The organism is Devosia epidermidihirudinis, assembly GCF_000971295.1.
Classification (GTDB): Bacteria; Pseudomonadota; Alphaproteobacteria; order Rhizobiales; family Devosiaceae; genus Devosia; species Devosia epidermidihirudinis.
In genome coordinates, this window is the sequence record NZ_LANJ01000012.1 from 123978 (window position 1) to 149183 (window position 25206).

Below are 25206 nucleotides of genomic sequence, written 5' to 3' on the forward strand. Positions count from 1 at the left end.
CACGCCGTTTCGAGAATTCAGTATTGGTCACAGTCTCCTCCTGTAGCATTAGGCGTCGTTGTTGATTGTGGGCGGCGACACTTTGCTGTGGCGCGCATCGGCATAGCCGAACTGGCTGTCGATCTCGGCAAGCTCGCTCCAGCGCTCTCCTACGGTCGGAATGGCCGCCATGAGTTCGCGTGTGTAAGCCTGCTGAGGATTGTCGAGAATTTCGGTCGGGACACCACTTTCAACCACCCGTCCGGTGTTCATGATCGAGACCTGATCGGACAGGTAGTACGCGGTGGAGAGATCGTGCGTGATGTAGATGAAAGACACGCCCTGCTCCTCAACGATCTGGCGGAACAAGTTGACGATAGACATGCGCAGCGAAGCATCGACCATCGAAACCGGCTCATCGGCTACAATGAGTTTGGGTTTGGGGATCAACGCCCGTGCGACGCTGATGCGCTGCAGCTCCCCGCCCGAGAATTGGCGGATGTATTTGCCTGCGATGCGTTCGTAGCTGAGCCCAACCGAGCGCAACGCAGCGTCAGAGGCCTCGACTGCCTGGGCATCATTGCTGGCGATGCGCAGGTTTAGCGCTGTTCGGCGAAGATAGGCTTCTACGGGCAGATAAGCGCTGAACGCCTCAAAGGGGTTCTGGAATATCGGCTGCACCAAACGCCGGAACTCGTGATCATCGATGCGATCATGAGCCTTACCTGACAGCGGGCGACCCAACAGCCGGATGGAGCCTTCGCTGGGCTCAACCAGACGTAGGATCATCCGGGCGACGGTGGTCTTGCCCGATCCGGATTCACCAACGATTGAGAACACCTGCGGGGTCGAGGGCAACGTAAACGTGACATTGTCGACCGCGTTAAATGACGTCCCGCCGAACAGCCCGCCCTTGCGGTATGTGCGAGTGAGGTTGCTAATTTCGAGAATGGGAGTGTCGGTCATGCCAACACTCCCATGCTTTCAACAGCGCGCTTGCCATGCAGACGCGGAAGTGAGGCAATGAGATTTTTGGTGTAGTCGTGCTGTGGGTTGGCAAAGATCTCTGCCGTTGGTCCCTGCTCGACAATCTGGCCGCGATACATGATCACGAGGCGGTCCGTGATCTGGTAGTGCACGCCAAGGTCATGAGAGACGAGCACCAGAGAATTGCGTTGGCGACGCTGGATTTCGACCATCATCAGCAGAATCTTCTTCTGAACCACGACGTCGAGCGCGGTGGTCGGTTCATCCGCCAGAATGAGGCGCGGATTGACGAACGCGGCGATGGCAACGAGCACGCGCTGACGCATGCCGCCTGACAATTGATGGGGGTAAGCATCGAGTACAGTCTCCTCCAGGCCGAAGCCTGAGAAGAACCCAGCGATCCGCTGTCGCAAGGCATGGCTCCCTCCCTTCCGCTCGCGCGCCGGCAGCCCATCAACGACCTGTTGCTCGATCTTCATCAAAGGGTTGAGCACGCTCATCGAGCCTTGTGGGATATAGCTCAGCTGATCCCACCAAAGGGGCGCAAAATTCTTCGACTGCGCTTCAATCACCTGACCCGAAGTTGCGTCGACAAAGCGGCCTGTGACAGTTCCGCTCAGTATCCGCAGCCCAGTCGAGAAATCGCCATACACCGCCCGCATCAGCGTGGACTTGCCAGACCCGGACTCCCCAGCAATGCCGAGGATTTCGTTATCGTTGATGGTGAGGCTGACCTGGTCCACGGCCTTGATGAAGCCCGCCGTGCCATAACCTACAGTGACATTATCGACCGTAATCATATGCTCATCCTCCGGGCTGACGAGCGCATAGAGAGGCCGGAGGATACGAGGAACAGCCCGATAAACAGCAGCACGATGGCCAGTACAGGAGATCCGATCCAGACATATTTGCCGCCAAGCAGCGCCTGATAATTGATGGCCCAGTAGATCATGGTGCCGAGTGTGGCCTGTTGGGCGCTCGACAGGCCGATCACCGCCAATGCGCTTTCGGTCGAAATGCCAACAAGTACGGTGTTGATGAAGTTGGCCGCTGACCAACCGGCGATGTACGGAAAGATGTGGCGGACGAGAATGCGTACGCTGGATTCACCCGAGAACCACGCGACGTTGATGAATTCGCGTTCGCGCATGGTCAGCGCTACCGCACGCACTTGGCGAGCGGGGTAAGGCCAGTTGAACAACACCAGCGCTAGGCCAACAAAGGGAAGCGCCAGTTGCCCGCCAAATAGAGCCGCCATCAGGATCAGAATGGGCAAGGATGGGATGCACAGTAGCGCATCCATGAAGAAGGACAGCACGCGATCCAACCAGCCACCAGCGTAACCAGCGGCAAGACCCAGAAACACGCCGATGACGGTCGATAGCCCGGCAACGATGAGGCCGAGGATGAGCGAGTTGCGCAGGGCATAGGTCAGTAGCCAAAAGACATCCTGACCCAGACTGGTCGTGCCTAGCCAATAGGTAGCGCTTGGCGCCTGGTTGCGCGGAGCGGTGTACCAAACCAGAGGATCACCGGGAGCGAACCACGGCAGAATACCGCCGAGAATGATGAAGATGACGACAAGCACAACACCGAGATAGAGCCGGAATGGTGCATCAGCGAAGAACTTTGCCATGATGTTACCTGTGCCGGATGCGGGGATCGAGGAGCGGGTAGATCAGGTCGATCACCATGGTCGCCGTCGCGACGGCGATCACTGACAGGCTGATCGTGCCCATGAGGAGGTTGAAGTCGCCCTGCAGAACGGCACTGTAGATGAGCAGACCCAAACCGGGATAATCGAAGAGGATTTCCGTGATCAGGGAACCGTTGAACATCAGCCCGATTTGCAAAGCCAAAAAGGTGATCTGAGGCAGGATTGCGTTGGGCAGAACGTAGCGCGAGAGAATCCTGCCATCGCTCAGGCCTTTTAACCGAGCGTAGCGGACAAACTCTTCCTCTTTGAGCGCCGTCGTCTGTGCCTTGACGCTGATGACCCACCAGCCGAACACCACGATGACGATGGACATGGCCGGTAGGAACGAATTCCACACCACGCTTGTCACCAGGTCCCAACTCCATGGCGCGCCACGAATGGTGGTCGTGAGAGGGAATATCTTCCACACATAGGAAAAGAGGATCGAAAGCACCAAGGCCAGGATGTAGTACGGGATGGGATAGAGGCAGATGGCCACCCCCTCCATAATCCGGCTGGTGGTACTCCCAGGCTTCCAGCCGGACATCAGTCCAACAAAGTTGCCGAGCACCCAAGCGATCAGCGTCGAGGTCAGCAGCAGGCCGAACGTCCACGGCAAGGCATTGAGAATTAGGCTCATCACCGGCGTCGGATACATCGACAGAGAAGGTCCGAAATCAGCGGTTACAACGATGCGCTTGATGAACGCCCAATACTGCTCGAGCAACGAACCGTTGAGTCCGAATGTATCCGACAGCGACTGACGCAAAGCATCAACTTGCGCTGCGTCCATATAGGCGCCTTGCGAGGCCACCTTGGCCAGCATGGCTTCGACGGGGTCCGTTGGACCCAATCTCGGTACGAAGAACAGTACAGTGAGCGCAAAGATGATCACCAGCACATAGACCACGAGCCGCCCAGCGATGTAGCGGAGAAGTGCCATGAGACCTAAATGACCTCGAGATAGTCGCGGTCGGCCAATTCAGGGAATGGCGCGGTCGGGAGGGTTTGGTACCAAAACGCAACGGATGCGATGTCGTCCTGCAAGGGCAGGTAACGGCGGTCCTTTTTCTCGGTGCGCCAACCCAGAGCCTGCATGGTGACACGCAGGTCGTTGTCGAAGCGAATGGGATCGTGAATGTGCCAGCGGTACATGCCGAACCGCATCTGGCTCTCGTATACGCCATCAGGACGAATGACTTGCGGCAAGCCGGCGTAAGGCGTCGTGAACTCGCGGTAGCGGCTGTCCATGGTGGCATCGACGACGCCTCCATCGAAATTGTAGGCTCCGCAGAAGTAGTCCTCAGTGCCGGTGCCACAAATGGTGGGGAAATCCCGGTCACCGTCCATGAAGAACTTGATCTCGCCCTCGCCCCACCAGCCCGCATTGTTGGTCCCCCAGGCCATGTAAGTCCCGACGAACTGCCCGCGCCCCGTAACACCATCGAGGATCGTGTAGTCTTCCTTGAATGGCAAAGGATTGGTGCGGCGGAACTGCGCGTGAAAATACGCGGCGTCCTCAGGCACGTCGGTCAGCGCGTAGTTGACCTGATAGTAGATGATACCGAAGTCGTCCGGATCGCGGTTCTCTATCTCGATGCGAGCGCGCTGCCGGAAAGGCATCTGCCAATAGCAGTTGAACGCCCTGCCCGGGTTCACACAGACGGCGAGCGACGTCACCTGTGAGAACTTGTTCCAACCGGAACAGAAAAAGTCACCGATAGGCGCCACAACCGAAGGGTGCTCCTGGTCATCCCAGTAGATACGCAGGATCAGATCGCGCCAGCGCAAATTGGCAGTAGTCAGCCAGATCTGCTGAATAGCGCCTGGCCCGGTAATATCGGCCAAGACACGGGTTTCGCCGGGCTCAATGCGGATCGAGGGCGAGATTTTCCAGCCCTGCCCAAGGCCCCGCGCACAGCTCGCGCCGGTGCCCTCGGTCGCCATGCCGCCCCGGCCCTTTTCACCGGTAAAATTCTCCGGTGAAATTGAGCGGGTCTTGGCGTTGGAGAGCCGATACAGATTACCCAGGTTGAGGTCGAGACCAGAGAATGGTGAGGTCATGTGATGTTCCGTCAAGCGAACAATAGCGTGCCCCTCGCGATCCATGCGCGCCGAAACAAGCTAGTGCTGTGAATAAAGGAGCCCTCGACAGCCAGAGGTCGATCAAGCCCAATAATGATGTATGCCTTAGCGCGGCGCGCGCCTATGCGCTGCTCTCGATTGTGCGCATTGTCTCTCTCCCAAATGAACACCGCGCAGCCAGCTTTTTGCCGTGTCAGCACGGTTCAATGCCGCCAATCTCTTCGACGACATCATCACTGTAACAAGCAAAAAACCTTTTGCAAATGCATTCGCAAATCAATTTGCAAATCGATTATAGGCAATTGGTCTGATGCAGCTGGGCGGGTAAGGAGAATGAGAGAAAGCCTGACTTTGCGGGCATTTACACGCCTGCATTTAGAACCGACGATGCTCAGTCGGAACCTATGCCGTCTCGTGTTCGTGCAATATGCAGGGCAACACTTCAGTACGCGGCGCGCCCGTCTCAACGCCGGAAAGCCGTTCAAGCAGCATCGTGGTTGCGCGCCTCGCCAGGGCTGCCGGACTGGTGCCAACACGGGTTAAACGAGGACGCACATACTCAAGCTGCTGCTGATCGCCAAACACCGCAAGGGCAATGTCATTTGGTACATTGATGCCGCGGTCGTAAAACTCAGCCAGAGCGCCCTGGGCCATCAGGAAATTAGAATAGAACACTGCACTTGGCAGCACACCGCCAGATGCGTCTAGCAACCATCGCACTGACTCCGTGCCCGAGGGCGAAAGATAAGTGCCCTCAAATCGCAGATCCCGCAGGACCTCAACGCCATTGTCCCGCAAGCCCTGCTCGAACCCTTCTGCGCGCGCCATCGCTTCGGCAAATGAAGCGGGCCCCGTTACCTGGGCAACACGCTTGTGACCCTTGCGAGCGAAAAACGCCCCCATCTGGTAGCCACCGTCAAAGTCGTTGAGCTTGACGCTGTCCACCGCGTGGTTTGGTAGGTGCCCGATAAAGACCGTGGGCAAATCCAGCGTGGCGATCTCGTCGTGCATGCCATGCAAAGCGAAGTCACCGACGATCAGACCATCCACGCGTTTGCGACCGATCTGGCGCAGATACTCGCGACCGTGTTCCTGCGAATGCCCACCTGGCACGTCGGTGTTAAAAATCAGCATGTCGAGACCATCAGCCTCGAGTTCAGATTGCACGGTCTTGACCAGCTCGGGATAGAACGGATTGCGGATATCCGGGATCAGCATAGCGACGATGTTCGTGCGCCCCGTGCGCAGACTTTGAGCCTGCGGATTTGGCACATATCCAAGCTCATCAATCGCCAGCATGACCTTTTCGCGCAAGTGTTGTGACACCCGGTCGGCGTGATTGAGCACATGCGACACAGTGGTGCGCGATACGCCAGCTCGTGCGGCAACTTTGGAAATTGTGCTCATGCCGCATCAGCTATCACTGGGCTATGAATTTGGCAAATTGATTTGTGAATGCATTTGCAAACCGATTTTTTATAGTTATTGTCCCGCTAACTCGGAGGAGAGAAACGAGTATCGGACGCCAACAAGCGTTACCCCGGCCAACAATAACGAATCGGGCAGGCGATAAAGCCACGAACCTCGACCTCTGAGCGATGCAACATGTCCCGTATGCGGGAGATGGTTGTCTTGAGGAGGAAAGACATGCTCAGAAGAACTCTGCTATCCCTGCTTGCCGGTGTCAGCGTTGCCGCTCTGGCGTGCGTGCCCGCATTTGCGCAATCAGACGAAACAAACACACTACGCCTGATGACATTTGGCGGCGAGGCACAACTCAAAGCCACTCAAGACGCCGTCACCCGCTTCAACGAGAAGTATCCCAACGTGGCGGTGGAGGTGGGTATAGACCCGGTCGGCGGCGGATGGGGAGACTTCGTCAGTCGCGTTCTGCAACAATACAACGCTGGCGAGCAGTACGACATCTACCATACCGCAACCGAGACACTGCAGTCGTTCGCGGCCCGCAACATGTTCCTGCCACTCGATGATTTCATAGCGGCGCACGACACCTTCGACGACTTCGATCAGCGCCTGTTCGAACTGACGGCATACAAGGGAAAGAGCTACTTCATCCCTTCGACTTGGAACAACATCATGGTCAACTACAACCGGGCGCTATTCGAAGCGGCGGAGGTACCCTTCCCTACCAAGGAATGGACCTGGGAAGAGTTTGCCAACGCTGCCCAAAAACTGACTGTGCGCGACGCCAATGGCAATGTCAGCCAGTTCGGCTACGAAGTGCCATCGTTCTTCTTCGGGCTGATGCCCTGGTTCTTCTCCAACGACACTTCGCCAATCACCGCTGACTGGACCGCATCCAACATGACCGATCCTAAGGTCAAGGAGACGTTGGAATATCTCTACAGCCTGATCCATGAGTATAAGGTCTCGCCAGTTCCTGGGCAGGAAGGCATTGAGAACCAGTTTTTTGCTGGCCAGATCGCCATGATTTCTCGCGGCCACTGGATCGTTCAGAACGCCGTGTCATCAAAGCTCGATATGGATGTCGCGGTACAGCCAGCCAAGGTCAACCACAACACGGTTATTGGTTTTGGCGCCTATGGCATTTCATCTAAAACTACCAAAGCCGAGCTAGCCGAAGCGCTTGTTCTGGAATTGCTGTCACCAGAAACCCAGCAAGCAGAAGGCGAACTGGGTGGGGCGGTGCCTGGCCGTAAGTCTGCCGCTGAAACCGCAGGATTCCTTGCGTTCCCTCCCTCGGCACAACTTTACTACGAGACCCTGCCAGACACGCTGGCGGTGCCTTCACCGGCCAATTTCCAGGAAGTCGACCAGATCGTGATGCGCTACTTCACTGCCATGATGGCCGGGGAAGTGACCATTGACGAGGGCATTGCCCAGGCGGACCTGGAGCTGAAGCGGTCCTTCCAGCGCATCGCGCGCATCACACAGTGACCTGCCAGGCGGCCGTGCCCCAAGGCGTGGCCGTCTACCCCGCCCTTCCGGCTCCGGTGAGGATTTCAATGGCCAGACTGCCACGTTCTGACCTCAAGGCGGCACAGGCGCGCGCGGGATATCTCTTCGTGCTGCCTTCCGTGTTGCTCTACGCTGTTTTCGTACTCGCCCCGGTGATCATCACGATCATCCTTAGCTTTGCCTATTATGACGTCAGCTTCGGCTTCTTCTGGGTCGGACTGGAAAACTACGAACGGTTCTTCAGCGAACCGAGGGCACTCACCATCTTCTGGAACACGCTGCGCTTTGCCTTTCTCGCGGTGAGTTTCAATGTGGGTGTCGGGTTGATCCTGGCGCTGGCACTCAATCGCGCGATGCCCGCCCCATTGCTGTATTTCTTCCGGTTGGCGTTCTTCCTACCCGTAATTATCGCAGCCGCCTTCGTCTCTGTGGTGTGGAGCTATTTTTACAGCTTCGATTTTGGGGTGATCAATTACTACCTGTCGACCCTTGGACTACCGCGGGTGCCGTGGCTGAATTCAAGCCAGTTTGCCATGACTTCGATCATCATCATGGATGTCTGGAAGAATACCGGCTTCTTCATGATCATTCTGATCGCCGCGCTGCAGGGTGTACCAAAGCCCATTCTGGATGCGGCAACCATGGACGGCGCCTCACCATGGCGCAGGTTCAGCCGCATCACATTGCCCTTCATTTCGCCTGTACTGTTCTTCTGCATCGTGTTCGCCTCAATCGGCGCATTGCAGGTGTTTGAATCCATCGTGATCCTCACCAGCGGCGGGCCCGGTGACGCAACGCGCTCGCTCTCGATCTATCTCGTGGACGAGGCGTTCAGCGGCTTTGAGCTTGGTTATGCCGCGTCCGTATCGGTGGTGATGATGGTGCTGATCCTGATCATTACCGTTATCCAGCTCCTCGGCTCACGCCGATGGGTCACCCAATAGGAGTCGGCGCGATGGACAACAAATCAAGCCTCGTCTGGGTCGATCGCGCCATCATCGCCGTGCTGGTGGTGATGGGTGTGATGATGCTGATGCCATTCCTGTGGTTGTTCTCGATGTCGTTCCGCCCGGCAGCCGAGGCCTACAAAATGCCACCAAGTTTCTTGCCGCCGTCGCTCGATCCAGCCAATTATCAGGCCGTGCTAGACTCCAGCGTTCCGTTCCTCCGCATCTACTGGAACTCAATTTATGTGGCCGTGCTGAGCACAATTGGTCAGTTGATTACCTGCACCCTCGCCGCCTTTGCCTATGCAAGGCTGCGCTTTCCGGGACGGGACGGTCTGTTCTTCATCATGCTTTTCGGCCTCATGTTCCCGGCGCAGGTGACCATTCTGCCGATTTACCTCGGCTACGCGCAGGTAGGCCTGCTCAACAATCCTTTGGGTCTGGTTTTGATGGGGCTCACATCCAGCTTTGGAGTATTCATGTTGCGCCAATTTATGCGATCGCAGCCCAAAGAGCTCGAAGAGGCCGCGCTCATGGACGGTGCTGGGTACTGGAAAATCTTCTGGCGGATCTCCCTGCCCCAGCTCAAGCCGGCCCTGTCGGCACTTGCCATCATCACCTTTACGGGGTCTTGGAACGCCTATTTCCAGCCACGGGCCCTCATTGAATCGCAGAACGCCATGACCCTCCCTTTGGCCATGGATTTGCTGCGCGGCTATATGGGGCAAGGCAATATCTCGATCGTTATGGCCGCCATGAGCATGGCCATCCTCCCTGTCGTCCTGCTGTTTCTCGTCGCCCAGAAAATGGTCATCCAAGGCGTCACGATGAGCGGCATCAGAGGCTAGTCCATGACCAATACAGACAACCTGAACAACGCACGCTTCGTCTATGCAGGAGATCGCGGCCGCCATCTGACCTTTCCACTTGGTGGCATCGGCGCAGGGGGGCTGTCGATCACTGGCGGCGGGCGTCTGGTGGATTGGTCCATCCGGAACCGGCCAGGTCTGCAGACCTCCAACGGCTACACCCACTTCGCCATAAAGGCAGAGCAAAATGGCAAGGTCCTCGACGCGCGCGTGCTCAACGGCCCTTATGAAGGCGACCCGACCGGTTCGCCCGGAACGCGCCGTTTCTTCGACGGCTTTGGCTGGGGCGCCAACCGCAATACCCTCGCTGGCGTGCCGCATTTTGCGGAAGCAGTGATGACGGGACGATTTCCCGTCGCCGAGATCGCATTTGCTGACCAGCGCTTCCCGGGGTCCGTCGGATTGACGGCGTTCAGCCCCTTCATTCCTACCAATGATCGCGACAGCTCGATGCCCGTCGCCATGTTCGAGATCAGCGTGACCAATAATACCGATGGGCTCGTTGACTACTCACTCGGCGGCACATTGGGCAATCACGGGTGCCAGAACGGCCGGCATAGTTTCGCTGCTACGACAGGTGTGAGTGCACTCACATTGACGTCGGCGGAAGAAGACGTACCACTTCACCAGCAAGGCGACCTGACCATCGCGACGGATGCGGATGATGTGGACCATATGGACTACCACTTCCGTGGCCAGTGGTTCGACGATCTCAATTTGTTTTGGCGAGAGTTTTCTCAGCCGGGACGTCTCCCCCAACGCCACTACGACAAGCCCCGCACCAACAGAAACATGTTCGACCAACCTGAACATGGCACTTTGGCGGCTCGGTTTTCACTTTCCCCTGGCGAACGCAGAACAGTCAGGTTTGCAATCAGTTGGCACTTCCCAAACGGCAGCGTTTATTGGCACCAGGACGCCACCCAAGGCCAAGAAGTGGGCTGGCGGAATTACTATGCCAGCGAATGGCAAAACTCAGCCGCTTCTGTCGCCGATGCATTCAATCGCTGGGATGAATTACGAGACGCAACCTTTGCGTTTCGCGATACGCTGTTTGGCTCGGACTTGCCACTCGACATCATCGATGCGGCAGCGGGAACCATGGCCGTATTGCGGACGGGCACAGTACTCCGACTGAATAACGGCGAATTATGGGGATGGGAGGGACAGTTCACCGATGGCGGCGCCTGCGAAGGCTCATGTACGCATGTGTGGAACTACCAGCAGGCCGTACCCTACCTGTTTCCCGCGCTTGAACGCACCTTGCGCGAAACCGAATTCAGGTTCAACCAACTCCCCGATGGCGGCCTAACGTTTCGTCAGATTCTGCCACTCGGCTCCGGGCACTTTCCGCTCAATCCCTGCGCAGATGGGCACTTTGGCGCCATCATCAAGACCTATCGCGACTGGAAGATCTCCGGCGACACCGAGTGGTTGAGGCGCTATTGGCCCAATATTCGGTCAGCAATGGAATACGCATGGTCTCCGGACAACCCCGACCAATGGGATCCTGAGCGGACAGGAGTGTTGTGGGGGCGACAACACCATACGTTGGACATGGAGCTGTTTGGGCCCAACTCGTGGCTGTCGAGCATGTACGTGGCAGCGCTCAAGGCCGCGGCGGCAATGGCGGAAGCATTGAGGGAAGAGGAGTTCGCCTCCCTCTGCACCCGACTGGGATCCGCCGGCGGCCGGTACATCAACGACCAGCTCTTCGAAAACGGCTATTTCGGACAGCAGCTAGACCTGGGTGACAAGGCGCAGATCGAGAGATTTGCGGGGGCCGCCGGAAAAGTTGGCGTTATCTCCGATGGATTTATGGAGACCTACTGGTCCGATGAACACGGACAGATCAAGTATCAATTCGGCGACGGCTGCGCGAGCGACCAGATTCTTGGGCAATGGCACGCGGACCTGGCCGGGCTCGAACCCTTCCTCGAACACGACAAGGTCGAAGCGGCCCTGACCGCGATCTTCGAGCACAACTTCCGGCCAACGCTGACCGATCATTTCAACCCCTGTCGCGTCTATGCGCTTGAGGACGATGCGGGCCTGCTCATCGCAACGTGGCCCGAGGGCACTGAAAAGCCTGCAGTCCCCGCGCCCTACTCCGAGGAAGTATGGACGGGCATTGAGTATGCCGTGGCGTCACATCTGATCCAGCGCGGACTCACCAAGCAGGGATTGTCCATAGTTGCAGGCGCGCGCGCACGGCACGACGGCTCTCGCCGCAATCCATGGAACGAGTTCGAGTGCGGTTCGTACTATGCACGTTCCATGTCGGCCTACGCGCTGGTCAATGCCTGGTCAGGCTTTACCTTTGATCTGACAAAGGGCTCGATTGGTTTTGCTCCAAAGAGCACCGGGCGGTTTTTCTGGTCAGTTGGCGCCGCATGGGGTGACGTTCTGGTTACGGATTCGGAAGCCCAATTACGCGTGATTTATGGGGCTTTGCCGCTCCAGCAGCTTCTCATCCATGGCAGGGCATTCCGTGCCACCCAGATCCACCAGTTGAAGGCTGGCGACACGTTGTCATTTAGCGTCGATGGTGACCATCTCACACCGCAGCAGGAGGCTCACAATGGCCAGACTTGAACTTAAGCAGGTCCGCAAGAGCTATCAGGCAGTCGAGGTCATTCACGGCATCGATCTCATCGTCGAGGACGGATCATTCACTGTGTTTGTGGGGCCTTCGGGCTGTGGCAAATCCACCTTGCTAAGGATGATTGCCGGGTTGGAAGAACTAAGCGCGGGAGAGGTCCACATCGACGGCCAACGCTGCGACCACCTGGTACCGTCGGCTCGTGGCATGGCAATGGTCTTTCAGTCCTACGCGCTCTACCCGCATATGAGTGTCTACGAAAACATGAAGTTTGGGTTGGTGAACGCCAAAACCCCGAAGGACCAAATTGCCCCACGCATTCAACATGCGGCCGACATCCTTCAAATCACAACATTGCTGCAGAGGCGGCCATATCAGCTATCGGGCGGCCAGAGCCAACGCGTTGCCATCGGTCGGGCCATCGTCAAGGAACCCAAGGCATTCCTATTTGACGAACCTTTGAGCAATCTCGACGCGGAACTGCGGGTGAAGATGCGCAGCGAGATCGTGGCACTGCATCGCCGACTGAAGACCACAATGATCTATGTGACCCATGACCAGGTTGAGGCCATGACCATGGCAGATAGAATAGTGGTGCTACGCGGCGGGTTGGTTGAGCAAGCAGGCACGCCCATCGAGCTCTATGCACGGCCAGTCAATCGTTTCGTCGCCGGATTCATTGGCGCACCGCAGATGAACTTCTTCGCGGGCACCGTCGCCTCGCGTTCCAATGACAGACTCGCTGTCGTGATCGATGGCGGACGCCAGATTTTGGACCTCAGTCAGCGAGGAAGTGGGCTCGGAACCAACGAGGCATGCACTTTGGGCGTCCGTCCCGAGCATTTGCGCGCGGTCGACCAGGGCGGATTACGCGCAAAAGTGGAAGCCACAGAAGTCCTGGGCTCAGAAACCGTGATCCATGCCCGCACCGGTATCGGCGAGACGTTGACGGCAACCATGCGCGGCATTCTCGACGTCCGCCCCGGGACCGAGCTCGGCTTCGTCGCCGACGAAGCATTCGTCCACATCTTCGACAGCAGCGGCAAAACTCTCCCAACCCTCCGCGACTGGCAGGACGACTACATGTCCGCCGTGGCGTGATAGCCATCAACAAGGCGGGCTACTAGGGCGCTAACATCAGGCAGGTTGTAGAGCCCTGTTCTGTTTGGTGACGGAGCCCTTCAATTCGCGGATCGGGTTGGCTATCGGAACGGCTGCGATCAGGGCGCGGGTGTAGGCTTGGCGGGGGGCTTCGAAGATCTGGCTACGCGTGCCCTGCTCGACGATCTTGCCGTGTTGCATGACGGCGACACGATGGCTGATGCGTTCGACGACGCCCATGTCATGGCTGATGAACAGATAGGAGAGGTTCAGCTCCTGCTGCAGTTCGATGAGCAGGTTGACCACCTGCGCCTGGATCGAGACGTCGAGTGCGGAGACGGCTTCGTCGGCGACGATCAGCTTGGGCGAGAGGCTAAGGGCGCGGGCGATGCAGAGGCGCTGGCGCTGGCCACCGGAGAACTCGTGCGGATAGCGGTCGAGGTGTTCCTCATCGAGCCCGACGCGGCGGACCAGCGCGATGGCGCGATCACGGAGCGCGCTGCCCTTGTCGATACCGTGGATAACGAGGGGTTCAACGATCTGTTCGAACGCATCAAGGCGCGGGTCGAGGGCGGCGTAGGGATCCTGAAACACTATCTGCATGTCGCGACGGCGAGCGCGCATGGCTTCGCGATCGAGTTTGAGGATATCCTCACCTTCGAGCAGCACTTGACCGGCACGCGGATTGGCGAGGCGCAGGATGGAACGGCCGGTGGTGGATTTACCGGAGCCGGATTCGCCGACCAGTGAGAGCGTTTCGCCCTGCCCGATGGTGAAGCTGACATCGTCCACCGCTTTGACATCGCCGACATGGCGCTTGGGCACGCCTTTGTGGATCGGGAACCAGGTGGAGAGGTTTTTGACCTCGAGCAATGGAGTGTCGATGGCGGGTGCCGGCTTGGCAGATTTCGGATCGGCGCCGAAAGGCAGTGGGCCGACCGTGCCGGCCATCGAGCCGAGTTTGGGAACCGCCTCAAGCAAGGCCTTGGTGTAGGCCTCGCGCGGGGTCGCAAACAGGCTGACAACGGGTTGTTCTTCGACCTTCAGACCCTTGCGCATGACCACGACACGATCGGCCATTTCGGCGACGACGCCCATGTCGTGGGTGATAAACAACAGGGCCATCCCCTCCTCCCGCGCCAGATCACGCATCAGGTCGAGCACCTGGGCCTGGATGGTCACATCAAGCGCTGTGGTGGGTTCGTCGGCAATCAACAGGCGCGGCGAACAGGCGAGCGCCATGGCGATGACGATGCGCTGACGCATGCCGCCGGACAGCTCGTGCGGATATTGGGTGAAGCGGCGGGCGGGATCAGTGATCTGGACGCGGGTGATCAGCTCGATGGCTTTGGCGTCGGCTGTGGCGCGATCCATGCTGCGATGCTGGCGCAAGACTTCGGCGATTTGCTCCCCCACGGTGAACACCGGATTGAGCGCCGTCATGGGCTCCTGAAACACCATGGCGATTTCGTTGCCGCGAATAGAACGGAGCGTTTTCTCATCGGCGGTGGCGAGATCGACGACAGTGCCGTCGCGGCGGGTAAACTTGATGCTTCCGGTCTCGATAGTGCCACCGTTGAAGGCGGTTAGGCCCAGAACCGAGAATGCGGTGACCGATTTGCCCGAACCGGACTCCCCGACCACTGCGACGCATTCGCCGGGTTGGACGGTAAAATCGAGCCCCTCCACGACGCGGCTGGTTTTGCCGCCGCGGCCGAAGCTGATGGAGAGATTTTCGATGCGGAGCAATGCGGTCATGATCGATCCTTTCAGGCCAAGGGTCAGGTCGGCGCCAGGGAGTGCGCCGACCCGTTGCGCGCGGGTTACTTGACGGTGACGGAACCGGCGCGGAAATCGAGCACGTAGGGGATGTGGCCGGGCAGCGGCGCCCAGGTCACGTCCTGACGCATGCCGTAGCTCTCGTAGGGCTGGTAGAGGACGACGAAGGGCATCTCTTCCTTCACGTAGGCCATGATTTCCGAATAGGCTTCCTTGCGGACAGCCAGATCGGTCGAGTAGCGGAACTTGTCCCAGAGCGCGGGGTAGGCTTCGTTGGGCGTCCAAGCCATTTCGGAACCCGAACCCTTGGGCGACCACATCACGCCGAACGAACCGGCCGGGTCGGCGAAGTACATCGGGTTGGACCAGTTACGGACCATCATATCGGCATCGGGGCCGGTCCATTTGGTGGTCACGTTGATCTCGGCTTTGACGCCGATCTCGGCCCACATTTCCTGGATCGCCTGCGCAGCGAGCAGACCATTGGTGTAATAAACCGGGTCCGTATCGAAACGGATGACCGAGCCGTCATAACCGGCTTCAGCCAGCAATTCTTTGGCCTTCTCGGGGTTGTACTCGAAGGTCTGGTCGGTGGTGTCGTAGAGCTCGCCAAACTGCTCGTAGCTATGGGTGTTCGGCACCTTGGCCTGATTGCCCCAGAGCGCTTCGTTCAGCAGGTTACGGTCGATGCCCATGCCGAGTGCCTGACGCAGCTTGGGATTGGCCATTGCCGGGTTACGCGTGTTGAAGAAAATAACGTGGAACAGCGGCGTCACATTGCCAACGACCTTGAGCGCCGGATTGCTGCCGATGGTGTCGAGCTGATCGGGCGGCACATTGGTGATGAGATCGACTTCACCATTAGCCAATGCGGTGACGCGGGTGGCCAGTTCTGGAATGCGGCGGAGCGTGACTTCTTCGAGCGCAGCCTTGTCGCCCCAGTAGCCGTCAAAGCGGGTCCAGACGAGATTTTCGCCGGGCTGGAAGGACGAGATGGCATAGGGACCGGTGCCGACTGGCGCCAGCATGAACGCGTCAAAGTCGGATGGCTCGATGGTGGCTTTGTCGCCGGTGAGACCAGCAATGTAGTTCTTGGGGACAATGGAGGCTTCCGAGGTGTTCAGCAGCACTTCGAACAGCGGCTCAGGCTTGGTCGTGGTGAACTTGACCGTCGCGTCGTCGATCTTTTCGACCGAGGCGAAGTTGTCAAAGAACTGGCGGTGGATGCCGGCATATTCAGGCGTCATGTCCTGCAAGACACGCTCGAAGCTGAACACCACGTCTTCGGCGGTCATGAGATCGCCATTCTGGAACTTGACGCCTTCGCGCAGCGTAACCTGGAATTCGGTGGGCGACAGCTGTTCCCAAGCCGTGGCCAGGCCCGGCTTGAAGGTAGCGCCAGCCTGCGAATAGTCCTTCAGGATCAGCGGATCGAAGGTGTTGTAATAGATCTGGCTACCGTTGTTGCTGAAGTCCTTACCTGGATCGAGCCATGGCGGCAGGTTCTGTACGCCAACGGTCATCGATTGGGCGGTGGCGGCGGAGATCAGCATGGTGCTGAGCGCGAAGGTGGTCAGAAGCGTCTTGAGCATTGTGGTGTCCTTTAGCAGTCGGGCAGCCGTTTGGGTTCGCTGTCGGGAAGACATCGGCTGAGGAGAGAACTTGGTCCGGCGCCGTGGCGCCGGAGGGTTATTTGAGGCGGATGTCGAGAGCGTCGCGCAGCCAGTCGCCAATCAGCAGAACCTGGAGCGAAACGAACATGATGGCGCAGGCGGGAACGAGGGCGATCCACGGCGAGGACGCCAGATAGTCGCGGCCCAATCCGACCATGGAGCCCAGCGTGGCCGTTGGTGGCTGCACGCCAAGACCGAGAAAGGACAGCGAGGATTCCGCCAGGATCAGCGCCGAGAAGGTCATCGTCCACACCACAATGATCGGGGAAGCGATATTGGGCAGGATGTGTTTGACTAGGATGCGGCCGTGGGGTGCGCCAGCCGCAACGGCTGCTTCCACGAAGGGCATGCGGGACACCGCCAGCACCTGGGCACGAACGACGCGGGCATACACTTCCCACCCGGCAAGGCCGATGGTGACGATGAGCACCGGCAAGGAATTGCCGAACACCGCGATCACCACCAGGGCGATCAGGGTGAAGGGAATGGCGAGCTGGATATCGACCACCGCCATGATGACCCCACCAAACCAGCCGCGAGCATAGCCCGCGATGATACCGAGCGTGGTGCCGAGCACGAGGCTGATCATGCTGCCGATCAGGGCGATGGCGAGGGTCAGCCGCAGGCCATGCAAGGAGCGCGACAGCATATCGCGACCGAGCTGATCGGTACCCAAGAGATAGGTTGGATTGGCGCCGCCGAACCCAACGGGTGGCTTGAGGCGGGCCAGCAACTTTTGCGCGTCGGGATCGAACGGGGCGATCCATTGGGCCAGTGCGGCCACGATCAACACCAGTGCGAAGAGGCACAGATTGGCGCGGGTGAAGAGATTGGCCCGCGACCAGAGGGTCTTGAAGAGATTGGGCTTGCCCTTGTGGGTCGACGCGCGGGGCGGAGCAAAAGCGACGGTGAGCTCAGTCATGATGCAGCGACTTTCACGCGAGGATCGAGAGCGGCGTAGGCATAATCGACGATGAGCGAGCTGGTGACGACGATGAGCGCGATCAGGATGACGCCGAACTGCAGCACCGGATAATCGCGGCCGATGGCGGAGTAGACGACGAGATCGCCAATCCCCTTGGTGGCAAAGACGCTTTCGACGATGACGACGCGTCCAACCATGCCGGCGACCTGCAAGCCGAGGATGGTCACAACTGGGATCGCGGCATTGCGCAGGGCGTGTTTGCCGACCACCAGATGCTCGGGCAAGCCTTTGGCCCGGGCGGTGCGCAGATAATCCTGCCCCAGCACATCGAGCAGGGCATTGCGGCTGAAGCGGATGATCTCGGCCAGCATGGGCGCCGCGAGAACGATGGCCGGCATCAGGAAGTGAATGGGCGTCATCGAGCCGGAACTGGGCAGCCAGTGCAGGTTGAACGAAAAGATCAGGATCATGATGATCGCCAGGACGAAATTGGGCGTGGCGTAGCCGACGAAGGCCAGGCTCATGATCGCAGCGCCGAAGGCATTGCCCCGATTGAGCGCCGCCGCCAGCCCCAGCGGCAGCCCCAATGCCACCGCCAATGTCAGCGCATAGGCAAACAGGGTCAGCGTATTGGGCAGGCGCTCGGCATAGATAGCGATGACGGGGCGGCGTTCATATAGCCCGTTGCCCATATCGCCGGTGAACAGCCCCTGCAGATAGTGCAGGAACTGATTGAGCAGCGGCTGATCGAGGCCCATCTGGGAGATCATCAACTGCTTGGTCTGCATGTCGATGCCGGGCGGCAACAGATAGTCCGCCGCATTGCCCGAGAGGCGCGTGGCGAAGAACACGGCGGCGATGACGACGCCGAGCGTCGCAATCGCCCCCAGGGTGCGGCGGGCTAGTTGATCAAGCATTTTCGCGCTCGGCAGCGACTTCGTCCGAACCGAAGACGCCCATTGGCGAAAGCCATGGACGATCGCCCGAGCGGCCGAAGGTCAGCTTGGCGTGGAAGGGGTCGTTACCGTGCACGGTCAGGTCGGCAAGGCCATCGGCGATCTCAAGGACAGCGAAGGCATTGGCGGCGGCGGGCGCGGTGGTGAAGCGCTCGGACATCGACTGGATGGTGATGTGCTGGATGCCGGCAATCGGCGTCACGGTGTTCCAGTGCACGTGCCCGGAGAGCCACATCGCAGCATTGCCGGTGGCTTCGACCGCGCGACGCACTTCGGCGTGGTCGGGATACGTCGAAAACTGGGCGTTATTCTGGAAGTAGAAATTGCCAATCTGGCTGTGTCCGGACAGCGGCACGTGGGTGGCGATAATGGCGGGCTTGGTATCGGCCTTCAGCGTTTCGACGAGCCAGGGCAGCGCATCAGTGGTGGGGGCAAATCCGCCGGGGCGGCCAATGTCCACGTCTGGCTGCCAGAGGATCAGGCGGGCGGAGCCGAGATCGAACACCTGGCTGGCCATAGACTGACCGAAGATGTCTTCGTTATCGGCAAGCGAGAGGTTGACCACATCGTGGTTGCCGACGACGTGGTAGCGCGGGCCATTGAAGCGGGCGAGCGCATTGGCCACTTCGGTGGCGGCACGAACGTCGGTGGCGTGGTCGCTGTCAGAGATATGGTCGCCCAGATCGAGCACGAGGTCAGCGCCGATGGCATTGGCGTGATCGACAAACGCCTCCATGGCTGGAAGCCCGTCCCAGCCGGTCTCCTTGGTGTGCGACTTGGGGCCGTGATGGATATCGGTGATGATGGCAATCTTCATGGCGCAGTCCCTCGGAGCGAGCGTTTTGGCTGGTGTTGACCCCATCCATAAGCACGCTCTGTGACAGCCACATGAACATATCTCATTTTTTGTATTGTTGACATTGAGACTATCTCAATTCACTTTCTCACCATTCAAGGAGAGTGTTTCGTGTCGTTCAACTTCGCCGCCCATCAGGGGTTTCTCATTGATCTCGACGGCACATTGGCCTCGGGACATCACCTGTTGCCGGGCGCGCGGGACCTGTTGGCAGCGACAGCTGATCGGTTCGCGATTGTCTCCAATGATAGCGAGCACACACCAGAGCAATTGGCGCGCCGATTTCGCGAATGGCGCCTGCCGATCCCCGCCGAGCGGATTGTGCTCGCAGGTGTCGCAGCGCTAGAGGCTGCGGCGGAAACCCATCCGAGCGGCAGACTGCTGTTGTTGGGCTCCCCTGCCCTCAGACGCCTGGCGCGGAACATGGGATTTGAGCTGGTCGAGCGCGGGGCGGACACCGTGATCGTCGCGCGCGACCGCCAGTTCAGCTATGCCAAGCTCGCTATGGCGGCGCGGGCGGTGCGCGATGGAGCGGAAGTGCTGGTCGCCTGCCCCGATCTCAGCCACCCCGGTGCCGATGGCTACCCCGTGCCCGAGGCCGGGGCGCTGGCCGCTGCACTATTTGCGGTGACTGGGCCGGTGCCGCATCGTGTTATCGGCAAGCCACAACCGGAGCTGTTTCGCCATGCGTGTACCCGCATCGGCGTGGCGCCCGAGCAGTGTGTGGTCATCGGCGATAATCCGCGCACGGATGGCGCTGGCGCTGGTGGGCTTGGCGTGCCGTTCTGGCAGGTGGTGCCGGGGCAACTACCTGAATTACTTCGCGATACCGTCACGCCCGTGCTCTAGTAACTCAACGATTTTACGATGAAGCAGAACGCTCAATGTCCGAACCTAAAGCCCAAGAGCGCCTCATGAACGTGCTCGACCGCATCTCCGCCATCCGCGCGGACCTGCCCCCGACAGCCGGTCGCATTGCCGACTTCATCACTGAATATGCCGCCGATGTGGTGCATATGTCAGTCACGGAAGTGGCCGAGCGCGCCAAGGCCAGCGAAGGCAGCGTCGTAGGGCTGTGCCAGCAATTGGGCGCACGCGGGTTCCAGCAGATCAAGATCGCGCTGGCCCGTGACCTCGTGCAGCCCGTCCAGTTCATTCATGAGGATTTGAACCCTGCCGACGGATTGTCGGAAGTCGTGGCCAAGATCTTTGGCGGCGGGCTGCAAGCGCTGCAGGACACCCAAAACGCGCTTGATCTGGTGCAGCTGGGACGCGCTGTCGAGGCGATCCGCAAGGCGAAGCGGGTTGAGGTGTTTGGTGTCGGCTCGGCCGCGCCAATCGCCGAGGATGCGATGTATCGGCTGCTGCGGATCGGCATCAATGCGCGGGTTAGCGTCGATAGCCATATCATGGCGATCACCGGGTCGCTCTGTGATCCGGACGTTGCCGTGCTGACGATCTCGCATTCCGGCTCGACCATCGAAACGCTGACGGCCACCAAACTGGCCAAGGAAGCAGGCGCGACGACGATTGCCGTGACCAATTTTGGCCGCTCTCCCCTTTTGGCGCATACAGACATCGTGCTGCACACCCTGGCGCGCGAGACACAGTTTCGCACCGAAGCCATGACCAGCCGCATCGCCCAGCTTGCCGTTATCGACACTCTGATCGCCGCCCTCGCCCTCTCTGACTATGACCGCGCCGTCGCCACCATCGACAAGACCTTTGACGTTCTCTCCGTCAAGCGCGTCTAGTCACCCGCACTTCTGGACAAACCGACCTCCCAAAATCACTGGTGATGTGCCACAACGGGGCAACTGACTGGTGACGTGATGAAACTGCTGCAAAAACTCCGTATCGACCCCTATTTGCTGATCCTGATGGCGACCATGGCACTGGCTGCTGTGCTGCCGGTGTCTGGCGAGGGCGCCAAGGTGTTCGGGGTTGTGGTCAATTTGGCAATCGCCCTGCTGTTTTTCCTCTACGGTGCCAAACTTTCGCCGCGTGTGGTCTGGGAAGGCATTTCCCATTGGCGGTTACAGGGACTGGTCTTTGCGTCGACCTATCTGATTTTCCCACTGCTCGGGCTGGGCGTGGCATTCGCGGCGCGGAATGTCCTCGCGCCCGAACTCGTTACCGGCCTGGTATTCCTCAGCGTACTGCCATCGACCGTGCAGTCCTCGATTGCCTTCACCTCGATTGCCAAAGGCAATGTGGCGGCGGCACTGACCAGTGCATCCTTGTCCAATCTCAGCGGCGTGTTCATTACGCCGGTACTGGTTGGCCTGCTGATTTCCCAGGGTAATGTGGGCATTGATACCAGCTCTATCGTCAGCATTGGCCTGCAAATCCTGCTGCCGTTCATCCTCGGTCAAATTGCCCGTCCCTTCATCGGCAACTGGCTGGCAACGCGCAAGAAACTCACATCGCTGGTCGATCGCGGCACCATCATTCTGGTGGTCTATGGCGCGTTCAGCGAAGGCACTGTGGAAGGCATCTGGTCAGCCGTTAGCCTGGATGAACTGGCCTGGATGCTGGTGTTCTGCGCGGTGCTTCTGGCGCTGATCATGGGCATTACGGCCGCTCTCGGTCGCCTCCTCAAATTCGACCGCGCCGACCGCATTGCGATTCTGTTCTGCGGCTCCAAGAAAAGCCTCGCGACCGGTATTCCCATGGCCGGAATTCTGTTCGCGGGCCCCACTGTCGCACTGATCGTCTTGCCGCTGATGTTGTTCCACCAGCTCCAGCTTTTCGTCTGCGCCATCCTTGCGCAGCGATTTGGCAACAACGCTCCAGCCGAACTGGTCGAGCCAGAGCTAAAACCCGCGCAATAGCAAAAGCCTAGCTATCCCCCTCTGCCACCGACACTATTCGCCCAACTCTCCACAGCGTGAATACTCGACTTCCAAAGCGCCTTGACTTCAACTTGCAATCGATTTCATGTATGTGGGATCGGTCCCATAAAGACCGACTGGGGGAGGAGTTTCGGGGCAGCATGGCCACCATTACGGACGTTTCAAAACGTGCGGGTGTGTCGCGATCTACCGTTTCACGGGTGGTCGCGGGAAACGGCTATGTATCCGAGGCCAAGCGGAAGGCCATCGTCACCGCCATCGCTGAGTTGGGCTATCGGCCCAATACGCTGGCGCAGGCGCTGCGCTCCAATCGCTCCAACATGATCGGCGCCGTCGTCGTCGACGTTGGCACTCCCTACTTCGCCAACCTCATTTATGGCGTACAGCGCGCCACCCGCGCCGCTGGTAAAGCTCTGATGGTGTCGTCGGGCTATGCCGATCAGGACGAGGAAGCGCGCGCCGTGATGGAGCTGGTGGATCGCTCCTGCGACGGCATCGTCCTCTATCTGGAGCGAGCGATGCGTGACGACGTGGTCGAGATTCTGCGCAATGCGCGCATTCCGATCGTGTCCATCGGCCACAATCACTGCCCGCTGGCGCGCGGCCAGGTGATCCTCAACAATTTCGACGGCGCACGCACTGCCATGAAGCACCTGCTCGAACAGGGCCACCGCAAGATCGTGCATCTGTCGGGACAGCTCGACTTCGGCGACACCAAGGCCCGTATCGCGGGCATAGAGGCTGCCTTGGCCGACTACGGCATGAGCCTTGACGACATCCGCGTCGTCAACGGCATTTTCCATCAGGACTTCGGCTATGACGCGACCACCGCGCTCATCAACGAGGGCCAGGACTTCACCGCCATCTTTGGCGGCGATGACGATATGGCGGCGGGCATTCTGCTCGCGCTGCGCCATGCCGGATTGCGGGTGCCTGAAGATGTTTCGGTCATGGGGTTCGACGATGCCTTCCATGCCAAACACATGTGGCCCCCGCTGACCACGATGCATCAGCCAGTCGACGCTCTGGGAGAGGAAGCGGCGACCCTGTTGCTCAAATTGCTGGCGGAGCCCGGATCAGGCCCGCTGCAAACCACGATCAATACGGAACTGGTGGTGCGGTCCAGCGTCGCCGCGCCAGCGCTTCACAGGGAGGATGCCTTACAGCTCTAGGCTGCGCCGGCCAGCGCAGACGCTTTGTCGGCAAAGATCGAGGAATATGGGATCGATCTCACAAATATCCACGAGGAGGAAAAAAGTGGAGGGAAAGACTTTGAAAACGGTGAGGACACTCGCGCTCTGCACGGTGGGCTTTGCAGCCCTGGCAGCGACTGCCCCGGTACTGGCCAAGGATGACGTCATCCTGCGGCTGCTGCCCTATCACACCGATGCGATGGTGGAGAACTACAACCCGAACAACCCAACCGGCCCGCAGCAGCGCATGCGCGACTTCGCTTACGAGCCGCTGTGGATCGACAACATCTGGCATCCCGATCAGGACGTGCCAGCCCTGGCAACCTCGTTCGACATCGCGCCAGACCTCAAGAGCATCACCTATCACCTGCGCGAAGGCGTAAAGTGGAGCGACGGCAAGGACTTTACTGCCGACGACGTCGTCTTCACCTTTGACTACGCAAAGGCGCATCCCGACTATCCAATGGGCATCGACGTCTACAATGCTGAAGCCGGCACCGGTAACGTCGTCAGTGCCGAAAAGGTCGACGATCACACCGTCACGTTCGTCCTGAACGAGCCAGATGCCCTCGCCCGTTATGGTCTGGCCGGTGTTTACACCCTGCCCAAGCACATCTGGGAAGGCATCGACGATCCCAAGAACTTCGCCAACACCGAGCCTGTGGCAACCGGCCCATGGACCGTGGCGAAGAACTTCTCACGCAGCGGCTTTGACCTCTGCCGCAATGAGCTGAGCCGCTTCAACGGCGAAAACGCCATCGACTGCCTGCGCTTCCCACAGATGAACGGCAACGAGCAGACCGTGGCAGCCCTGTCGGCAGGCGAACTCGATTGGCTGGGCGATGGCCTGACCGATCCAGACGTAACGTTCCTGCCGCAGTCCGAATACAACAACTACTGGCTTCCAGCCGGTTCGGACGTGAACCTGCAGCTCAACACCACCAAGGCACCGTTCAACAACCTTGAGTTCCGCAAGGCGATCTCGGTCGCCGTCGACCGCGACACCTTGGTGGACATCTCGACGTTCGGCCTGACCACCCACACCAAGTTCCCCATCGGCACCGGTGAAATGTACAACACCTGGTACAACGCAGAGGCGCTCGAGCCCTATCGTTGGCTGATGGAGTATGATCCCGAGAAGGCCAAGGAACTGCTCGACGCAGCGGGCTTTGTCGACAAGGACGGTGACGGCTGGCGCGACAATCCAGATGGCACGCCAATCGCCTTCGGCATCTCCATGCCGTCGGGCTGGACTGACTGGGTCAACACCGGCCAGACCGTAGCCGAAAACCTGCAGGACGTGGGCATCAACGCCAGCCTCAAGACCATGGACGAAGGTGCGTGGTTTGACGCGGTGCCACAGGGCAATTTCGACGTCTACGTGATGTGGACGAACGGTGGCCCAACGCCTTACCAGCAGTACCAGCCGATGTTTAACCCACGCCAGATGGTGCCGGGCCGCATCGACTTCCAGGCCCTGCATCAGCTCCCGCTGCCAGCGGCAGAAACCGCGCTCAACGCGTTCCGCGCCACGGCCGACCACGACAAGCAGCTCGCTGCGCTGCTCGATGTGCACAAGCTGGTTGCTGAGAACGTTCCAGTTGTGTCGCTGTTCGCCAACCCCACCTGGTACGAATACTCCACTCGCCGCTTCACCGGCTGGGTGACCAAGGATGACCAGCGTTACCGCCCACAGGTGCATGACGGCACCCGCGAGCGCGTGCTGCACGCTCTGTCCCTGAAACCCGTGGAGTAACTCCACC

The 25206-nt window shown here is 59.3% G+C and carries 21 protein-coding genes; 10 read left to right on the plus strand and 11 right to left on the minus strand.

The genetic code is table 11. The features are described from left to right. Positions 1-48: 48 nt before the first annotated feature. The 6 genes from WH87_RS07585 to WH87_RS07610 all read right to left on the minus strand — a co-directional run bounded on the left by WH87_RS07585 (position 49) and on the right by WH87_RS07610 (position 6154). The gene (locus WH87_RS07585; protein WP_082092552.1) at positions 49-945 is read right to left on the minus strand and encodes an ABC transporter ATP-binding protein; all 897 of its coding nucleotides are present in this window, start codon (positions 943-945) and stop codon (positions 49-51) included. Beyond that, positions 942-1766, minus strand: coding sequence for an ABC transporter ATP-binding protein (locus tag WH87_RS07590; RefSeq protein ID WP_046140274.1), 825 nt, complete (start codon positions 1764-1766; stop codon positions 942-944). The genes WH87_RS07585 and WH87_RS07590 overlap by 4 nt, the downstream gene beginning before the upstream one ends. Continuing rightward, the gene (locus WH87_RS07595; protein ID WP_046140275.1) at positions 1763-2602 is read right to left on the minus strand and encodes an ABC transporter permease; all 840 of its coding nucleotides are present in this window, start codon (positions 2600-2602) and stop codon (positions 1763-1765) included. Before WH87_RS07595 ends, WH87_RS07590 begins: the two co-directional genes overlap by 4 nt. Before the next feature lie 4 nt (positions 2603-2606). Further along, positions 2607-3605 carry an ABC transporter permease gene (locus WH87_RS07600; RefSeq protein WP_046140276.1) on the minus strand — a complete coding sequence of 333 codons (999 nt, stop codon included), beginning with the start codon at positions 3603-3605 and terminating at the stop codon, positions 2607-2609. A 5-nt stretch (positions 3606-3610) separates the two neighbouring features. After that, complete coding sequence (locus WH87_RS07605) at positions 3611-4726, minus strand: glycoside hydrolase family 172 protein (RefSeq protein WP_046140408.1); 1116 nt, start codon at positions 4724-4726, stop codon at positions 3611-3613. 423 nt (positions 4727-5149) lie between these two features. Continuing rightward, positions 5150-6154, minus strand: coding sequence for a LacI family DNA-binding transcriptional regulator (locus tag WH87_RS07610; protein WP_046140277.1), 1005 nt, complete (start codon positions 6152-6154; stop codon positions 5150-5152). A gap of 240 nt (positions 6155-6394) precedes the next feature. On the opposite strand from WH87_RS07610, the gene WH87_RS07615 reads away from it, so the two are divergent. The 5 genes from WH87_RS07615 to WH87_RS07635 all read left to right on the plus strand — a co-directional run bounded on the left by WH87_RS07615 (position 6395) and on the right by WH87_RS07635 (position 13206). After that, complete coding sequence (locus WH87_RS07615) at positions 6395-7666, plus strand: ABC transporter substrate-binding protein (RefSeq protein WP_046140278.1); 1272 nt, start codon at positions 6395-6397, stop codon at positions 7664-7666. Positions 7667-7734: 68 nt separating this feature from the next. Continuing rightward, positions 7735-8631: a carbohydrate ABC transporter permease gene (locus tag WH87_RS07620; protein ID WP_046140279.1), complete on the plus strand. Its 897-nt coding sequence runs from the start codon at positions 7735-7737 to the stop codon at positions 8629-8631. 11 nt (positions 8632-8642) lie between these two features. Next, positions 8643-9482 carry a carbohydrate ABC transporter permease gene (locus WH87_RS07625; RefSeq protein WP_046140280.1) on the plus strand — a complete coding sequence of 280 codons (840 nt, stop codon included), beginning with the start codon at positions 8643-8645 and terminating at the stop codon, positions 9480-9482. 3 nt (positions 9483-9485) lie between these two features. Beyond that, the gene (locus WH87_RS07630) at positions 9486-12098 is read left to right on the plus strand and encodes a GH116 family glycosyl-hydrolase (protein WP_052726590.1); all 2613 of its coding nucleotides are present in this window, start codon (positions 9486-9488) and stop codon (positions 12096-12098) included. Beyond that, positions 12085-13206 (plus strand): ABC transporter ATP-binding protein, encoded by a 1122-nt coding sequence (locus WH87_RS07635; protein ID WP_046140281.1) that lies wholly within the window; start codon positions 12085-12087, stop codon positions 13204-13206. The genes WH87_RS07630 and WH87_RS07635 overlap by 14 nt, the downstream gene beginning before the upstream one ends. A 36-nt stretch (positions 13207-13242) precedes the next feature. Here the strand turns inward: WH87_RS07635 and WH87_RS07640 are convergent, their stop codons facing one another. The 5 genes from WH87_RS07640 to WH87_RS07660 form a co-directional block, all read right to left on the minus strand. Continuing rightward, positions 13243-14964 (minus strand): ABC transporter ATP-binding protein, encoded by a 1722-nt coding sequence (locus tag WH87_RS07640; RefSeq protein ID WP_052726591.1) that lies wholly within the window; start codon positions 14962-14964, stop codon positions 13243-13245. 65 nt (positions 14965-15029) lie between these two features. Then, the gene (locus WH87_RS07645) at positions 15030-16577 is read right to left on the minus strand and encodes an ABC transporter substrate-binding protein (RefSeq protein WP_046140282.1); all 1548 of its coding nucleotides are present in this window, start codon (positions 16575-16577) and stop codon (positions 15030-15032) included. 97 nt (positions 16578-16674) lie between these two features. Next, positions 16675-17580 carry an ABC transporter permease gene (locus tag WH87_RS07650; RefSeq protein WP_046140283.1) on the minus strand — a complete coding sequence of 302 codons (906 nt, stop codon included), beginning with the start codon at positions 17578-17580 and terminating at the stop codon, positions 16675-16677. Beyond that, a complete protein-coding gene (locus WH87_RS07655; protein WP_046140284.1) occupies positions 17577-18500 on the minus strand; it encodes an ABC transporter permease in 924 nt (307 codons plus the stop codon). Before WH87_RS07655 ends, WH87_RS07650 begins: the two co-directional genes overlap by 4 nt. Continuing rightward, the gene (locus tag WH87_RS07660; RefSeq protein ID WP_046140285.1) at positions 18493-19356 is read right to left on the minus strand and encodes a metallophosphoesterase family protein; all 864 of its coding nucleotides are present in this window, start codon (positions 19354-19356) and stop codon (positions 18493-18495) included. Before WH87_RS07660 ends, WH87_RS07655 begins: the two co-directional genes overlap by 8 nt. A 150-nt stretch (positions 19357-19506) precedes the next feature. On the opposite strand from WH87_RS07660, the gene WH87_RS07665 reads away from it, so the two are divergent. The 5 genes from WH87_RS07665 to WH87_RS07685 all read left to right on the plus strand — a co-directional run bounded on the left by WH87_RS07665 (position 19507) and on the right by WH87_RS07685 (position 25199). Further along, positions 19507-20244: an HAD-IIA family hydrolase gene (locus WH87_RS07665; protein WP_052726592.1), complete on the plus strand. Its 738-nt coding sequence runs from the start codon at positions 19507-19509 to the stop codon at positions 20242-20244. Between the two features lie 35 nt (positions 20245-20279). After that, the gene (locus tag WH87_RS07670) at positions 20280-21149 is read left to right on the plus strand and encodes a MurR/RpiR family transcriptional regulator (RefSeq protein ID WP_046140287.1); all 870 of its coding nucleotides are present in this window, start codon (positions 20280-20282) and stop codon (positions 21147-21149) included. Between the two features lie 78 nt (positions 21150-21227). Then, positions 21228-22229 carry a bile acid:sodium symporter family protein gene (locus WH87_RS07675; protein WP_046140288.1) on the plus strand — a complete coding sequence of 334 codons (1002 nt, stop codon included), beginning with the start codon at positions 21228-21230 and terminating at the stop codon, positions 22227-22229. 161 nt (positions 22230-22390) lie between these two features. Further along, a complete protein-coding gene (locus WH87_RS07680) occupies positions 22391-23422 on the plus strand; it encodes a LacI family DNA-binding transcriptional regulator (protein WP_046140289.1) in 1032 nt (343 codons plus the stop codon). A gap of 109 nt (positions 23423-23531) precedes the next feature. Then, a complete protein-coding gene (locus WH87_RS07685; protein WP_245622340.1) occupies positions 23532-25199 on the plus strand; it encodes an ABC transporter substrate-binding protein in 1668 nt (555 codons plus the stop codon). Positions 25200-25206 lie beyond the last annotated feature (7 nt).

Coding starts and splice junctions, on each gene's coding strand:
- WH87_RS07595 (WP_046140275.1), bottom strand. CDS start 2,602: ATGGCAAAGTTCTTCGCTGATGCACCATTCCGGCTCTATCTCGGTGTT.
- WH87_RS07620 (WP_046140279.1), top strand. CDS start 7,735: ATGGCCAGACTGCCACGTTCTGACCTCAAGGCGGCACAGGCGCGCGCG.
- WH87_RS07610 (WP_046140277.1), bottom strand. CDS start 6,154: ATGAGCACAATTTCCAAAGTTGCCGCACGAGCTGGCGTATCGCGCACC.
- WH87_RS07640 (WP_052726591.1), bottom strand. CDS start 14,964: ATGACCGCATTGCTCCGCATCGAAAATCTCTCCATCAGCTTCGGCCGC.
- WH87_RS07655 (WP_046140284.1), bottom strand. CDS start 18,500: ATGCTTGATCAACTAGCCCGCCGCACCCTGGGGGCGATTGCGACGCTC.
- WH87_RS07680 (WP_046140289.1), top strand. CDS start 22,391: ATGGCCACCATTACGGACGTTTCAAAACGTGCGGGTGTGTCGCGATCT.
- WH87_RS07635 (WP_046140281.1), top strand. CDS start 12,085: ATGGCCAGACTTGAACTTAAGCAGGTCCGCAAGAGCTATCAGGCAGTC.
- WH87_RS07660 (WP_046140285.1), bottom strand. CDS start 19,356: ATGAAGATTGCCATCATCACCGATATCCATCACGGCCCCAAGTCGCAC.
- WH87_RS07675 (WP_046140288.1), top strand. CDS start 21,228: ATGAAACTGCTGCAAAAACTCCGTATCGACCCCTATTTGCTGATCCTG.
- WH87_RS07605 (WP_046140408.1), bottom strand. CDS start 4,726: ATGACCTCACCATTCTCTGGTCTCGACCTCAACCTGGGTAATCTGTAT.
- WH87_RS07645 (WP_046140282.1), bottom strand. CDS start 16,577: ATGCTCAAGACGCTTCTGACCACCTTCGCGCTCAGCACCATGCTGATC.
- WH87_RS07600 (WP_046140276.1), bottom strand. CDS start 3,605: ATGGCACTTCTCCGCTACATCGCTGGGCGGCTCGTGGTCTATGTGCTG.
- WH87_RS07590 (WP_046140274.1), bottom strand. CDS start 1,766: ATGATTACGGTCGATAATGTCACTGTAGGTTATGGCACGGCGGGCTTC.
- WH87_RS07615 (WP_046140278.1), top strand. CDS start 6,395: ATGCTCAGAAGAACTCTGCTATCCCTGCTTGCCGGTGTCAGCGTTGCC.
- WH87_RS07630 (WP_052726590.1), top strand. CDS start 9,486: ATGACCAATACAGACAACCTGAACAACGCACGCTTCGTCTATGCAGGA.
- WH87_RS07650 (WP_046140283.1), bottom strand. CDS start 17,580: ATGACTGAGCTCACCGTCGCTTTTGCTCCGCCCCGCGCGTCGACCCAC.
- WH87_RS07625 (WP_046140280.1), top strand. CDS start 8,643: ATGGACAACAAATCAAGCCTCGTCTGGGTCGATCGCGCCATCATCGCC.
- WH87_RS07585 (WP_082092552.1), bottom strand. CDS start 945: ATGACCGACACTCCCATTCTCGAAATTAGCAACCTCACTCGCACATAC.
- WH87_RS07670 (WP_046140287.1), top strand. CDS start 20,280: ATGTCCGAACCTAAAGCCCAAGAGCGCCTCATGAACGTGCTCGACCGC.